13 protein-coding genes are annotated in these 12849 nt (G+C 70.6%); 7 read left to right on the top strand and 6 right to left on the bottom strand.

The window, feature by feature from the left end:
- Positions 1 to 172: 172 nt before the first annotated feature.
- Both idi and CLV30_RS19250 read right to left on the bottom strand, forming a co-directional pair.
- Entirely contained in the window at positions 173 to 763 is a 591-nt protein-coding gene (gene idi, locus CLV30_RS19255; protein WP_106538855.1) for an isopentenyl-diphosphate Delta-isomerase, read from the bottom strand.
- A 110-nt stretch (positions 764 to 873) separates the two neighbouring features.
- Entirely contained in the window at positions 874 to 1473 is a 600-nt protein-coding gene (locus CLV30_RS19250; RefSeq protein WP_106538854.1) for a TIGR03086 family metal-binding protein, read from the bottom strand.
- A gap of 106 nt (positions 1474 to 1579) precedes the next feature.
- Here CLV30_RS19250 and CLV30_RS19245 point away from each other — a divergent pair, with 106 nt between their 5' ends.
- Positions 1580 to 1993 carry a MarR family winged helix-turn-helix transcriptional regulator gene (locus tag CLV30_RS19245; protein ID WP_106538887.1) on the top strand — a complete coding sequence of 138 codons (414 nt, stop codon included), beginning with the start codon at positions 1580 to 1582 and terminating at the stop codon, positions 1991 to 1993.
- 25 nt (positions 1994 to 2018) lie between these two features.
- Here the strand turns inward: CLV30_RS19245 and CLV30_RS19240 are convergent, their stop codons facing one another.
- On the bottom strand, positions 2019 to 2489 hold the full coding sequence (locus CLV30_RS19240) for a hypothetical protein (protein ID WP_129711033.1): 471 nt from the start codon (positions 2487 to 2489) through the stop codon (positions 2019 to 2021).
- 81 nt (positions 2490 to 2570) lie between these two features.
- The gene (locus CLV30_RS19235) at positions 2571 to 3611 is read right to left on the bottom strand and encodes an NAD(P)-dependent alcohol dehydrogenase (RefSeq protein ID WP_106538852.1); all 1041 of its coding nucleotides are present in this window, start codon (positions 3609 to 3611) and stop codon (positions 2571 to 2573) included.
- A gap of 96 nt (positions 3612 to 3707) precedes the next feature.
- On the opposite strand from CLV30_RS19235, the gene CLV30_RS19230 reads away from it, so the two are divergent.
- On the top strand, positions 3708 to 4292 hold the full coding sequence (locus tag CLV30_RS19230) for a TetR/AcrR family transcriptional regulator (RefSeq protein ID WP_106538851.1): 585 nt from the start codon (positions 3708 to 3710) through the stop codon (positions 4290 to 4292).
- A gap of 10 nt (positions 4293 to 4302) precedes the next feature.
- Here the strand turns inward: CLV30_RS19230 and CLV30_RS19225 are convergent, their stop codons facing one another.
- Both CLV30_RS19225 and CLV30_RS19220 read right to left on the bottom strand, forming a co-directional pair.
- Entirely contained in the window at positions 4303 to 6021 is a 1719-nt protein-coding gene (locus CLV30_RS19225) for a DUF4127 family protein (RefSeq protein ID WP_106538850.1), read from the bottom strand.
- A gap of 21 nt (positions 6022 to 6042) precedes the next feature.
- A complete protein-coding gene (locus CLV30_RS19220) occupies positions 6043 to 6264 on the bottom strand; it encodes a hypothetical protein (protein ID WP_106538849.1) in 222 nt (73 codons plus the stop codon).
- Positions 6265 to 6529: 265 nt separating this feature from the next.
- On the opposite strand from CLV30_RS19220, the gene CLV30_RS19215 reads away from it, so the two are divergent.
- The 5 genes from CLV30_RS19215 (at position 6530) to CLV30_RS19195 (ending at position 12807) form a co-directional block, all read left to right on the top strand.
- A complete protein-coding gene (locus tag CLV30_RS19215; RefSeq protein ID WP_106538848.1) occupies positions 6530 to 7564 on the top strand; it encodes a LacI family DNA-binding transcriptional regulator in 1035 nt (344 codons plus the stop codon).
- Positions 7564 to 9162, top strand: a complete 1599-nt coding sequence (locus CLV30_RS19210; protein ID WP_106538847.1) for an FAD-dependent oxidoreductase — start codon at positions 7564 to 7566, stop codon at positions 9160 to 9162. The genes CLV30_RS19215 and CLV30_RS19210 overlap by 1 nt, the downstream gene beginning before the upstream one ends.
- 30 nt (positions 9163 to 9192) lie before the next feature.
- Complete coding sequence (locus CLV30_RS19205; RefSeq protein ID WP_106538846.1) at positions 9193 to 10515, top strand: glycoside hydrolase family protein; 1323 nt, start codon at positions 9193 to 9195, stop codon at positions 10513 to 10515.
- Positions 10516 to 10594: 79 nt separating this feature from the next.
- Positions 10595 to 11860 (top strand): extracellular solute-binding protein, encoded by a 1266-nt coding sequence (locus CLV30_RS19200; protein ID WP_106538886.1) that lies wholly within the window; start codon positions 10595 to 10597, stop codon positions 11858 to 11860.
- An 8-nt stretch (positions 11861 to 11868) separates the two neighbouring features.
- Positions 11869 to 12807 (top strand): carbohydrate ABC transporter permease, encoded by a 939-nt coding sequence (locus tag CLV30_RS19195; protein ID WP_106538845.1) that lies wholly within the window; start codon positions 11869 to 11871, stop codon positions 12805 to 12807.
- Positions 12808 to 12849 lie beyond the last annotated feature (42 nt).

The raw sequence follows: 12849 nt of genomic DNA, 5'->3' as shown, positions 1-12849 counted from the left end.
TCTGTGGGACGACCCTCACCGTAGAGGTCCGACGCCAGGCACGTAAGGCCTTTCAACGAACATTTCCGACATCACGTCAACGATGCGGCGGCAGCACGGACGGCACACACTCGTCGGGCACGGCACGAGATACCGGCCCATGGACGTCGCGAACGGGCGTGAGCCCTTCCGGTCAGGGTCGGCAGGCAGGCGGCAGTTCCGCGTCCGGCGCCACCGGCCACCGCCACGGATCGGGTCCGAGCGCGTTCAGCTGCTCGACCTGCCACCGGCACCACGGCGACACGTCCCCCGGCGCCGCCGCGAACTCCGGCCACGGGACCCAGGTGGTGCCGTCCACCTCGTCCGGGTCCGGCTGCGGCGCCCCGTCGACCTCGGCTCGATAGACCGGGCACATCTCGTTCTCCCGCACCCCGTCGGCCATCGTCGCGGAGTACCGGAACCTCGGTAGCACCAGCTCGATCTCCGTGGCGGTGAGGCCGAGCTCGGACTTCAGCCGACGCGCCACGGCGTCGGCCATCGACTCCTGCGGGGCCGGGTGGCCGCAGCAGGTGTTGGTCCAGATCCCGGGCCAGGTCCGCTTGTGCGACGCGCGTCGGGTCAGCAGGAACCGTCCGTCGCGGTCGAAGACGTAGCACGAGAACGCCAGGTGCAACGGCGTGTTCGCGTGGTGGGTCGTGCTCTTGTCCGCCACACCGGCGGCGTTGCCGTCCTCGTCCAGCAACACCACCTGCTCGCGGGACCCGGCGGCCGACGATTCACCCATGGCGGCATCATCTCGCAGCCCGCACCGAAAGCGACAGTCCCCGCGTCAGCCTCGCCTTGCCCCATGATCATCGGCACTTTCCGGCCTGTATGACAGGAAAGTGCCGATGATCACGCGTCGGGGTCGCGCCCGAGCAGCGCCAGCAGACGGCGCAGCGGCGCGGCGCCGTCGGACACGGGCACCGCGGGCGCGAACGGAGAACCCGGCTCACGCCGCTCCGGCCCGTCCGGGATCTGTTCCGCGACGTCGAGCGCGGCGCGCACGGCGTCCGCGTCCGGCTCGAACGGCACGTCCAGGCTCCGGGCCACGTCCCACCCGTGCACGATGTAGTCGACGAGGTGCGCGCTGACGGCCTGCACGGCCGGCAGTCGCACGTCCGGCCCGAAGTCGGGCACCGCGAACAGCTGCTCGTCGAGGCCGTCGACCGCGAACGCCGCCACCACCGCGTCGACGGACGCGCGATACGTCGCCGCCGGATCGTCGCCGAGCTGCGGGTGCTGCCAGGCCACCGGGTCCTCGCCCCGCCCGGCGGCTGCCGCCGCGAAGCCGTGGTGCTGCGCCGTCATGTGCGCCAGCAGCTCACCGAGGTCCCAGTCGGCGCACGGCGTCGACCGCGTGAGGTCGCCCGCGCGCACCTGGTCCACCACCTCGGCGGTCTGCCGGGCCACGCGCTCGTCCATCTTCACCAGTTCGTTCAAGTCGCTATGCATATGCTTACCGTATGCATCTGCTTATTGATTGTCAACGATAGGATCCGTGGACGTGACAGACGGCAGCGCCGGCCATCGACCGACCGAACGCGCCGACCTCGCGGCGATGATCGGCCCGCTCGGCAAGGCGCTCATGAACGACGAGCTGCCGATCCTGCAGCGGCACGGGCTGTCCATGTGGGCCTACGCGGTGCTCAGCACGCTGGACCGGACCCCGTTGCGCACCCAGGCGGCGCTGGCCCAGGCCATCGGCGCGGACAAGACGCGGATCATCGCCACCCTGGACGACCTGCAGGACCGCGGACTGATCCAGCGCGAACCGGACCCGGAGGACCGGCGCGCGCGCCTGCTGGGGCTCACCGCCGCGGGCGAGCGGCTGCGCGACGCCGCCAAGCGGGACATCCAGCGCGGCGAGGACGAGAACTGGCTGGCTCACCTGCCGGACGACGAGCGCGACACCTTCCTGCGCGCGCTCGCGACGCTGGCCGCCCGGGCGCGCCCGGACCGCGACGAGCCCTGAGCCCGTCCCCTACCGGTCAATGCCGTCAGGTGAGCACGTTCGCGCGCCGCATCCGGCGGCCATACAGCCACACGGCGGCGGTCAGCAGCAGGACGACGATGTCGGTGACCGCCAGGCGCACCCCCAGCACGTTCCACCGGTCCATGAACCCGAACGTGATGATCTGCAGGTACACCTGTGCCTGGGTCGCCGTCGCGGCGGCGAGCACCGCCCACCGTGACCGCAGGACCAGCAACACGACGACGGCCAGGCCGCTCGCCACGTTGGCGGTCCAGAAGAACAACGGCAGCCGCGGGTAGTCGGTGAAGTACTCGACCTGCTCCGGCCCGTACCCCTGGGCATCGAAGTAGCTGTCGTTCTCCAGCAGCACCTGCACGTAGTCGTAGGCGCCGATGGCGTACAACAGCAAGAAGAATCCGGCGACGACCCACAGGTGCCATGGGGTCGCCACTCGACCGGGCCGCGTACCGCTGCTCATGGTCGTCGAACTCGGCACGTCTTGCGCACGGTGATCGATTCTCTCATCCGGCACCGTGGCGTCAGACATACTCCCGGTCGGCGAGTTCCGCCGAGGTGGTCACGACAGGTCGGACATGTCCAGGACGAAGCGGTAGCGGACGTCGTTGCGCTCGAGACGGTCGAGTGCTTCGTTCACCCGCGTTGACGGCAGCACCTCGACGTCGGCGGTGATGTCGTGCTCGGCGCAGAAGTCGAGCATCGCGGCAGTCGAGGCGAGGCCGCCGCTGCCGCCGGAACTGAGGCTCTTGCGCCCGATGAGCAGGTCGATGGTCTCCACAGTGACCGGACCGAGGTGCCCGAGGTGGCTGAGAGTCCCGTCCAGGGCGACCAGCCCCAGGTAGCGGCCGAGGTCGTGCGGGGCCGCGATGGTGTCGACGACGACGTCGAATCCGTCCCGGGCGTCGGCCATCTGCCGTTCGTCGGTGGACACGACCAGGCCGTGAGCGCCGAGGCGACGCGCGTCGTCGGCCTTGTCCGTCGATCGGCTGACGACCGTGGTCTCGGCGCCGAGGGCGACGGCGATCTTGACGGCGAGGTGCCCGAGACCGCCCAGCCCGGCCACCGCCACCCGCGTGCCGGGACCGACGCCGAGCGAGCGCAACGGCTCCCACACGGTGACGCCCGCACACAGCAGCGGCGCCGCGGCCGCGGGGTCGAGCGTCGCGGGAAGCGGGTGGGCGAACCGGTCGCGGGCGATGTACTCGCGCGAGTACCCGCCCATGGTCGTGGAACCGTCGTGCCGGTCGACGCCTCCGTACGTCAGGGTCGGGAACTCGCGGCAGAAGTTCTCCTGACCCTGGCGGCACATGGTGCACACGCCGCAGGAGTCGACGATGTTGCCGACGGCGACCGCGTCGCCGGCGGTGAACCGGGTGACCGCACTCCCGACCTCGGTCACGACACCGGTGAACTCGTGCCCCGGCACCAACGGCGGCGCACCGTCGGCCAGGGTGTGCAAGGCGTGCAGGTCGCTGTGGCAGACGCCGCAGTAGTCCACTCGCACCGCGACGTCGTCGGGGCGCAGGTCGCGGCGTTCGAGCGTCGCCCGCCGCAGCCCGGCTCCGGCACTGTCCGCCTGCCACCCTGTCGTCGCTCGCATATCCACTCCAGATAAACAGACTGTTCGGTCTGTTCAACACTAGGCACCCGCACGCCGCAACAGCAAACCGAATGGTCTGTTTGTTAGGCTCGAGCCATGGCGGACAAGCCCCTGACCTCACGCGGCGAGGCGACGAAGCAGCGCATTCTCGACGTGGCGACCCGGGAGTTCGCCGAGTACGGGATCGCCGGAGCGCGCGTCGAGCGGATCGTGGCCGAGGCTCGCACCAACAAGGCCCAGCTCTACGGCTACTTCGGCAGCAAGGAAGGGCTGTTCGACGCCATCTTCTTCGGCTCGCTGGAACGGATCATGAACGTCGTCCCGATCGACGCCACCGATCTCGCCGACTGGGCGGTGCGCCTCTACGACGAGTACCTGCGCCGTCCGGACCTGATCCGGCTGGCCACCTGGGCCCGGCTGGAACGGCGCCCGGCCGGGCACCTCGTCGACGACGCCGAGCGCATGGACGACGCGAAGCTGCGCGCCATCTCCGACGCGCAGGCGGCGGGGCTCGTCCGCGACGGCGACCCGTTCGACCTGATGGCCATGGTGATCGCCATGTCCATGGCCTGGTCACCGGTCAGCAACGTCTACGCCGCCACCGCCGAGGAACCGGCGGACCTGCACGAGCAGCGCCGCACGCTGCTCCGTGACAGCGTGCGGCGCATCGTCCTCCCATGATCATGAGGAGTCAGGGCGCGGGCCAGCTCAACGCGACCTCCGGCTCCAGCTCCGTCTCGAACAGCCGCGGCCACGGCAGCGCGACGTCCACCGCGTCCAGGCCGTCGATCACCCCGGTGAACGTGTGCTCACCACGCCGGCCGACGGTCACCGTCCGCCCGGCGAAGTGCTCGGTGTAGAACGCCTCGGTCAGCGGCACGAGCGCGTCGCGGACCCGGTCCTGCATGGTCGCGGTCTGCTCCGGGGTCAGGCCGAACACGTTCCACCCGCGGTCACGGGCGAACTCGTAGGCGTCGGGCTGGACGACGTTCTTCCAGCGGTCGTCGAGCACGTACCGGTGCAGCAGGTACGACACGTGCGCACCGGCGGCCTCCGCCAGCGCGGGAACGCTGCGATCGCCCGGCCGCTGCAGCAGGCCCCACCGGGCGAAGCCGTGCCCGGTCGCGATGCCGAGCGAGTTGCCGGCGGTGTTCCAGCCCGAGTAGGCGAGCAGCCCGCTCAGCGACACCTCGGACTCCATCCGCTCGACCAGCGCCGCGTCGGCGCGGTTCACCTCGACCGCGTCGACCACGACGACGTCCTCGCCGGCGGCCTGCAACGACGCCATCCGGTCGACGAACGCGTCCAGGTCGGCCCCGCGGTCGCTGCCGTCGGCCGACGGCGTGTTCACCATCAGTCGGATGTCGCCGCCCTCGTCGACCGGGACCGCGCCGGCGGCCCGGACGTGCCGGGAGATGTTCACGTCGAACGTGGTGTCCTCGAGCGGGGCGGTCCAGTCGGCGCCGTCCACCCCGGAGTACTCGACACTGACCGTCGGGCGCACGTCCCGCTGCTCCAGCACGAACCGGCTGATCAGCGTCGCGTCGACCTCGTCGGCACCGGGGAAGATCTGCACCCGGTCGCCGGCGCCGAGCTGCTCGACCAGGTCCGCCAGCTGCTCGCGCTCGGCGCGGTGCAGCCCGTACGGCGCCGCGTCGTCCTGGGCCAGCACCAGGTGGTCGATGACGCCCTCGGCGGCCCAGCGGACCAGCAGCCGGTTGATCTCGTGGTTGCGGGCGCGGGCGGCGAGATAGTCCTCGAGGACGTCGTCCGGGATCTGCGAACGGACCTGCTCGAGTTCCGCGCGGTATTCCTCCTGGCCCAGGTTCTCGACCCGGTCGACCAGGATGGCCCAGCGCCGGATCAGGTCGTAGAGGTCCACCGCGTCCTCACCCAGCGAGGTGACGGCCAGGCGCTGGATGGTGTCGTAGACGTAGATCGGGGTGCCGGGGTTCTGGGCGCGCAGTTCGCGCAGGGCGGCCACGTTCTCACGCGCCTGCTCCTCGGAGAGCGTGCCGGTGCGTGAGGCGATCAGCCCGCCGTAGGCGAGCATGCTCACCGAGACCACGTACCCGTCCGCGTCGTCCTGCTCGAGCAGCCAGTCGCCGACGGCGGCGCCGTCGCCCGGCGTGGTGAACGTCCCGATCGCCTCGTCCGGCGGGAACGTGGTGCCGACATCGGCCGCCGCGGCGGTCATCTCCGGGAAGTACGTGTTCGCCGGACGGTCGTCCAGCGGGACGATCGCCAGCTCGGAACCGTGCTCCGGCGCGGGCGCCGACGGGCCGGGCGCGGAACCGCCCGGCTCCGGCGACGCGGCGGCGGGTGTCGCGAGGCCGGCTCCGGCGGCCAGCACCGAGACGGTCGACAGCGCCAGCATTCGGGCGAGCGCGGTTGAACGATGAACGGACATCAGCGTGGATCACCTTTTCCGTCAGGTCGGACGAGGTCGTGGACGGCGCCGGAAACGGCGGCACCGGTGGTCAGCCGTCGCTGCGCAGCATGCGCTGCCACGCGGGTTCGTGTGCGGCTCCCGGGCCCGCGGCTGCTGCGCGAACACGTCCGCGACGATGTCCCACCAGCCGTACAGCGTCGGGTAGAGGCTCGAGCACTCGAAGGTCGCCTCGTCGACGGCGTCGGCGGCGGCACCGGCCACGACGCCGGACCTCCTCCGTCTCGACGTGGCGTGAGCATCACGACGATCTCCTCTCCGTGGTGACTCGTTCCTCGGGCCGTGAACCTTCCGGGGGGTCGGCCTCGGTGCGTTGACTTTCGACGGCGCGGCACAGCGGCGTCAAGGGTTGCCGCTGTACTAATTCGGATTATCACCGGCTCCACGTCTTGACACGGCCATTCCGGGCGCTGCAGTGTCCTCGGTACACGCGCTGAAGTTGCGCATTATCAATCGAAGGGAGCCGCAGGTGCCGACCCGTTCCGGACGCCTCACCCAGCGCGACATCGCGCGGCTCGCCCAGGTCAGCCAGACCACCGTCTCGATGGTCCTGAACGACCGGCACCTGCCGAGCGTGCGCATCTCGCAGGAGACCAGGGACCGCGTCCTGCGCGTCATCAACGAGACCGGCTACGTCGCCGACCCGGTCGCACGACGGCTGCTCGCTCAGCACAACCAGATCTTCGGCGTCTTCACCTACGAACGCGTGTTCCCGAGCACCAGCGCGGACTTCTTCCACCCGTTCCTCGTCGGCATCGAGGAGAGCTCGGAGCAGCTGGGCTGCGACCTGCTGCTGTTCACCAGCGCACCCACGGGCCAGGGACGGCGCATCTTCCACGAGAACAACCGGCTGCGGCTGGCCGACGGATGCATCCTACTGGGCCGCGAGATCCCGGCCGACGAGCTCGCCCGGCTCAACGACGAGGCCCACCCCTACATCGCGGTCGGCCGCCGCGACGACGCGCACGGACCGGTCCCCTATGTCGGCGCCGGCTATGCCGAAGCGACCGCGGAGCTCGTCGAACGCGCGCACGCTCTGGGCCACCGAGAGCTCGCCTACGTCGGGCCGGGCGGCGGCGCCGAGTCCGCGGTCGACCGCCTGCGCGGCTTCAGCTCCGCCGGTGGCCGCCGGCACGACGACGGGCGGCGCCCGACGGCCGAGATCCTCGACTTCCTGCTGGACACCGGTGTCACCGCGGTCTTCGCCGAGGAGCACGCGGCCGCCACGGCGCTCGCCGAGACGGCCGAGGCACGCGGGATGCGCGTGCCCGCCGAGCTGTCCGTCGTCGCGCTCGGAGACCCGATGGCCGACGGGTCCGACCGTGAGTTCACCGGCTTCCGCATCCCGCGCCGCGAGATGGGCGCGCAGGCCGTCGACATCCTGTCGGCGCTGCTCCGCGGCGAGGACACCGACATCCAGCGGCTGTTGCCGTGTGAGGTCACGGACCGCGGAACCCTCGTCCCACCGGAACAACCGGATCAACCGAACCCAAGGGGGAGATAGTGCGCACAGATGTACTCGTCGTCGGCGGAGGCCTCGGTGGTGTCGCGGCCGCGGTCGCGGCGCTACGCGCCGGGCGCTCGGTGGTGCTGACCGAGCAGTACGACTGGCTCGGCGGGCAGCTCACGTCCCAGGCGGTTCCGCCGGACGAGCACTCCTGGGTCGAGGAGTTCGGCGTGACCGCGACCTACCGCACCTTGCGTGACCGCGTCCGCGACTACTACCGCGCGAACTTCCCGCTGACCGACGCCGCGCGCGCCCAGGCCGACCTCAACCCGGGCGCCGGTTACGTCTCCCGGCTGTGTCACGAGCCCCGCGTCGCGCTCGCGGTCATCGAGTCGATGCTCGCGCCCGCACGCTCGGCCGGGCGGCTGACCGTTCTGCAACCGACCCGGCCGGTGCACGCCGACGTCGACGGCGACACCGTCCGCGCGGTCACCGTCCGGCACGAGCACGACGGCGCCACGACGACGGTCGAGGCGGCCTACGTCGTCGACGCCACCGAGACCGGCGAGCTGCTGCCGCTGACCGGCGCCGAGTACGTCACCGGATTCGAGTCCGGAGCCGACACGGGTGAGCCCAACGCCCCGGACGTGGCACAGCCGCTGAACATGCAGGCGGTCTCGTACTGCTTCGCGATCGACCACGTCGACGGCGACCACACCATCGACCGGCCCGCGAGCTACGACTACTGGCGCGCCTACCAGCCGCCGTTCTGGGGCGACCGGCTGCTGTCGTGGACCGCACCCGACCCGCGGACGCTGGAGACCGTGCGTCGCGCGTTCACCCCGAACCCCGACGACGACCCGCAGAGCGTCCTGGCCGACCAGCGGATCAACCCGGGAGGTGACGACCTCTGGACATTCCGGCGCATCGCCGCGCGCCGCAACTTCGCTCCCGGGCATCACCCCAGCGACATCACGCTGGTGAACTGGCCGATGCTCGACTACCTCGACGGCCCGGTGTTCGACGTGCCGGACGCCGAGGCGCACCTCGCCGGCTCGCGGGAGCTGGCCTACTCGGTGCTGTACTGGATGCAGACCGAGGCGCCGCGAGCCGACGGCGGCACCGGCTTCCCGGGGCTGCGGCTGCGCGGTGACGTCACCGGCAGCACGACGGGGCTCGCCCAAGCGCCGTACGTGCGCGAGTCGCGCCGCATCCGCGCCGAGTACACGGTCGTCGAGCAGGACCTGTCCAGCGCCGCGCGCGGCGACAAGGGCGCGGTCTCGTACGACGACTCCGTCGGCGTCGGGATGTACCGGATCGACCTGCACCCGTCGACCGGCGGCGACAACTACCTCGACGTCCCCGCCGAGCCGTTCGAGATCCCGCTGGGCGCGCTCGTCCCCCAGCGGATGCGGAACCTGCTTCCGGCGAGCAAGAACATCGGCACCACGCACATCACCAACGGCTGTTACCGCGTGCACCCGGTGGAGTGGAACATCGGCGAGGTCGCCGGCCGTCTCGCCGCGTACTGCCTGGAGCACCGGAGTACGCCGTCCGCCGTCCGCAACACCCCTCGCGCGCTCGCCGACTTCCGGTCGGCGCTGGTGGCCGAGGGCATCGAACTGCACTGGCCCGACGGTGTGTACGGCTACTGACCAATTCCGACCCTTTTCAGGAGGAACGAGATGCGCGCTCCGAGACCCCCGCGGGCGATCGCCGCGGCAACCGGCGTCCTGGCTCTGGCAGCCACGATGGCGCCGCAGGCGGCCGCCGACGACGTCCCGGCCCACACCGACCTGTTGCCGGAGTTCGGCTACACCGATCTGCCGGTGCCCGCGCCGGACTGGGACCCCACCGGTGAGCGGATCTTCCCGAGCGTCGTCCGGGCCGCGGACTACCTCGAGGACCCGCTCGGCGAGTACTACCTCTATTACGCGCCGCACGAACGGCCCGGCGGGATCGCGATGGCCTACGCCGACGATCTGGACGGTCCGTGGACGGAGTACGCGGGCGACCCGCTGGTGAGCAATGTGTGGGAGCCGCACTACGACGTGAGCCACGTGTCCAGTCCGCACGTCATCTGGAACGAGGAAGAGCAGCAGTTCTTCCTGTTCTTCCACGGTGAGAACGACGTCACCCGCTTCGCCACCTCGACGGACGGCGTCGACTGGACGTACGGCGGCCCGGCGATCACGGCGGACTCCATCACCGGGCCGGAGAGCTCGTACGCGCGCGTCTACGAGCGCCGCGTCGAGGGCATGGACAACCGGTACGTGATGACGTTCATGGACCACATCGGCGACCCCGGGTTCAGCGGGGACAGGCGCATCCGCTGGGCGGTCTCCGACGACATGCGCACGTGGGAGATCCAGCCCGAACCGCTCGTGACGCCGAACGCGCACAACCGCGAGAACGCGTCCGGCGCCTATCTGCTCGACTGGAACGGCAAGACCGTCGTCGTCTACCACGGCAGCGACGGCGACATGTGGGTGAGTGAGGTGGGACCGGCGCTCGATCGCGACGTTCCGCTGGGACGGGTCCACTCCGCGCTGGACACCGCTCCGGACAGTGGACGCTCGGCCGCCCCGACGTTCTACCTGAATGGCGACGAGTTCCACGTCTTCTACGAGGCCGGACACCGGTTGAGGGCCGACATCGGACACGCCAAGGGCACCCTGCGGCCCACGGACGACGTCTCGCGTGATCTGGTCTGTTCGGCGACGCCGGCCACGATCCACGACCGGCGCCGGCCCACGCTCGTGCCGGTCAGCGTCGACGTCGAACTGCCCGACGGGACACTCGGGCCGTACGGGTTCGAGCTGACCGATGTCGACGCCCATCCGCGTGACGTCGTGGGCCTGCGGACCGGCTCCCCGGACACCGACGGCTGGATCATGCTGCGCCCCTCCGGACCGCGCGAGCGCACCGTGACGCTCACCTACACCGGCCACGACGAGATCGGCCGGCCGGCGTCGTGCGAGACGACGATACGCATCGACGTCTCCTGACCCGTCCCGGCCATACGAAGGAGTTTCGATGCAGCACCGCATGTGGCGTAGAAGTCGAAGGGCAAGGGTGTTCGCCACCATGTCCGTCCTGGCCACCCTGACCATGAGCGCGTGTGGGTCGGGATCCGGCGACGGCTCCGGAGGCGGGTCCGCCGACGGCCCGGTCGATCTGCGGATGACCGTGTGGACCGCCGACGAGTCCCAGCTCGCGTTGTTCCAGGAGATCGCCGACGCCTACGTGGCCGAGAACGCCGACACGGTCTCGTCGGTCACGTTCGAGACGTTGCCGTTCGAGGAGTACACGACCGGCCTCACCACCCAGATCGCCGGCGGGAACCCACCGGACCTGGCGTGGATCTTCGAGTCGTCGGCACCGGAGTTCGTCCAGAGCGGCGCGTTGATGGACCTGCGGCCGGTGCTCTCGGAGACCGAGGGCTACCAGGTCGACGACCTCGACAGCGACGCGCTGCGGCTGTGGGAGTCCGACGACGCGCTGTACGCCTACCCGTTCTCGAACAGCCCGTTCGGCGTGTTCGTCAACACCGACCAGCTGGCCGCGGCCGGACAGCCGATGCCGGCGGAGCTGGTCGCCGACGGCACGTGGACGTGGGACGCCGCCGCCGACATGGCCGCCGCGGCGGCGGCGAAGAGCGGCAAGTCCGGCCTCGTCGTCCGCGACTTCAACTACTCCAACTGGGGCAACCTGGCCACGATCTGGAACGGGTGGGGCGCGCGCCCGTGGTCGGAGGACGGCACGAGCTGCGAGTTCGACTCTCCCGAGATGGTCGGCGCGCTCTCGTGGTTCCACGAGCAGGTCTTCACCGAATCGGCCATCCCCGGACCCGGAACGACGGCCGACTTCTTCGCCGGCGACGCCGCGATGACGGTGACCCAGATCAGCCGCGCGTCCGCGCTGGACGGCAGCTTCGGCTGGGACCTGCTGCCGCTGCCGGCCGGGCCGGAGCAGCAGCAGAACGTGATCGGCCAGGCCGGGATCGGCGTGCTGGCCGACGGGCCGAACGCGGAGGCCGCCGCGGACTTCCTGGCGTACTTCACCAACCCGGAGAACTCCGAGCGGCTCGCGCAGTACTTCCCGCCGCCGCGGACGTCGTTGCTGAACGCCGAGACGCTGAAGGCGGCGAACCCGAAGCTCAGCGCCGAGCAACTGCAGTCGGTCGTCGTCGAGGGCATCCAGGGCGCGGTCACCAAGCCGGCGCACCCGAACTTCGCCAAGCTCCAGCAGACCATCCGGGCCGAGCTGGACTCGCTGTGGAAGGCGGACGCGGACGTCGAGGCCGTCACGGCGTCGGTGTGCGAAGCCGCCACCCCGCTGCTGAGCGACTGACGCGCATCATGACCAGCACCATCGACGCCGGGAGCCGGCCCGGTCCGGGGCGCCGCACCGCGCGGCGCCGCCGGGCCGGCCTCGGCGACGCACTGACCGGCTACGCGTTCGTCACGCCGCAGCTGCTGGGCAGCGCGTTCTTCGTGATCGGGCCGCTGATCGCCGTCGTCTGGTACAGCCTGCACGACTGGAACGTGCTGGCGGGCACGTTCACGTTCTCCGGCGCGGAGAACTACGAGCGGCTGCTGTCGGACCCGAGCTTCGTCGACTCGCTGCAGGCGACCGGCATCTTCTCCGCCGGGCTCGTCGTACTGAACGTCAGCCTGGCCCTGGCGCTGGCGGTGATGCTGAACCAGCGGCTGCCGGGCACCACGACCTTCCGGACGTTCTTCTTCTCGCCGGTCGTGGTGTCGCTGGTCGCCTGGACCATCGTGTGGGGGTTCCTGCTGCAGGCCGACGGCGGCATCAACGGGTTCCTCGCCGAGCTCGGCGTCGACGGGCCGAACTGGCTGCGCCGCGAGGACACCGCCATGCTCTCGGTCGTCATCGTCCAGGTCTTCAAGAACGTGGGCCTGAACATGGTGCTGTTCCTCGCGGCGCTGCAAGGCGTGCCACGTGAGCTGCGCGAGGCCGCGCGCGTGGACGGCGCGAACGCGTGGCGCTCGTTCTGGAAGATCACGATGCCGCTGATCAGCCCCACGATCCTGCTCGTGTCGATCCTGACGATCGTCGGCTCGTTGCAGGTCTTCGCGCAGATCGCGGTGCTCACCCAGGGCGGGCCCGGCACGTCCACGACGGTGCTCGTCTACTACCTCTACCAGCAGGCGTTCGAGTTCAAGGAGTTCGGCTACGCCAGCGCGGTGTCCGTCGTGCTGTTCCTCATCGTCGCCGTGCTGACACTCGTGCAGTGGCAAACCCGGAAACGGTGGGTCTTCCATGAGAACTGAACTCGCCTCGCCGCCGGACGACGCGGCGACGAGCGGCGCGGA

It is taken from the genome of Haloactinopolyspora alba (genome assembly GCF_003014555.1).
In the GTDB taxonomy this organism is placed as follows: Bacteria; Actinomycetota; Actinomycetes; order Jiangellales; family Jiangellaceae; genus Haloactinopolyspora; species Haloactinopolyspora alba.
This window is presented reverse-complemented; position numbering and strand designations above follow the sequence as displayed.

Coding starts and splice junctions, on each gene's coding strand:
- CLV30_RS19250 (WP_106538854.1), bottom strand. CDS start 1,473: ATGCATAGCGACTTGAACGAACTGGTGAAGATGGACGAGCGCGTGGCC.
- idi (WP_106538855.1), bottom strand. CDS start 763: ATGGGTGAATCGTCGGCCGCCGGGTCCCGCGAGCAGGTGGTGTTGCTG.
- CLV30_RS19200 (WP_106538886.1), top strand. CDS start 10,595: ATGTCCGTCCTGGCCACCCTGACCATGAGCGCGTGTGGGTCGGGATCC.
- CLV30_RS19195 (WP_106538845.1), top strand. CDS start 11,869: ATGACCAGCACCATCGACGCCGGGAGCCGGCCCGGTCCGGGGCGCCGC.
- CLV30_RS19205 (WP_106538846.1), top strand. CDS start 9,193: ATGCGCGCTCCGAGACCCCCGCGGGCGATCGCCGCGGCAACCGGCGTC.
- CLV30_RS19230 (WP_106538851.1), top strand. CDS start 3,708: ATGGCGGACAAGCCCCTGACCTCACGCGGCGAGGCGACGAAGCAGCGC.
- CLV30_RS19225 (WP_106538850.1), bottom strand. CDS start 6,021: ATGTCCGTTCATCGTTCAACCGCGCTCGCCCGAATGCTGGCGCTGTCG.
- CLV30_RS19245 (WP_106538887.1), top strand. CDS start 1,580: ATGATCGGCCCGCTCGGCAAGGCGCTCATGAACGACGAGCTGCCGATC.
- CLV30_RS19235 (WP_106538852.1), bottom strand. CDS start 3,611: ATGCGAGCGACGACAGGGTGGCAGGCGGACAGTGCCGGAGCCGGGCTG.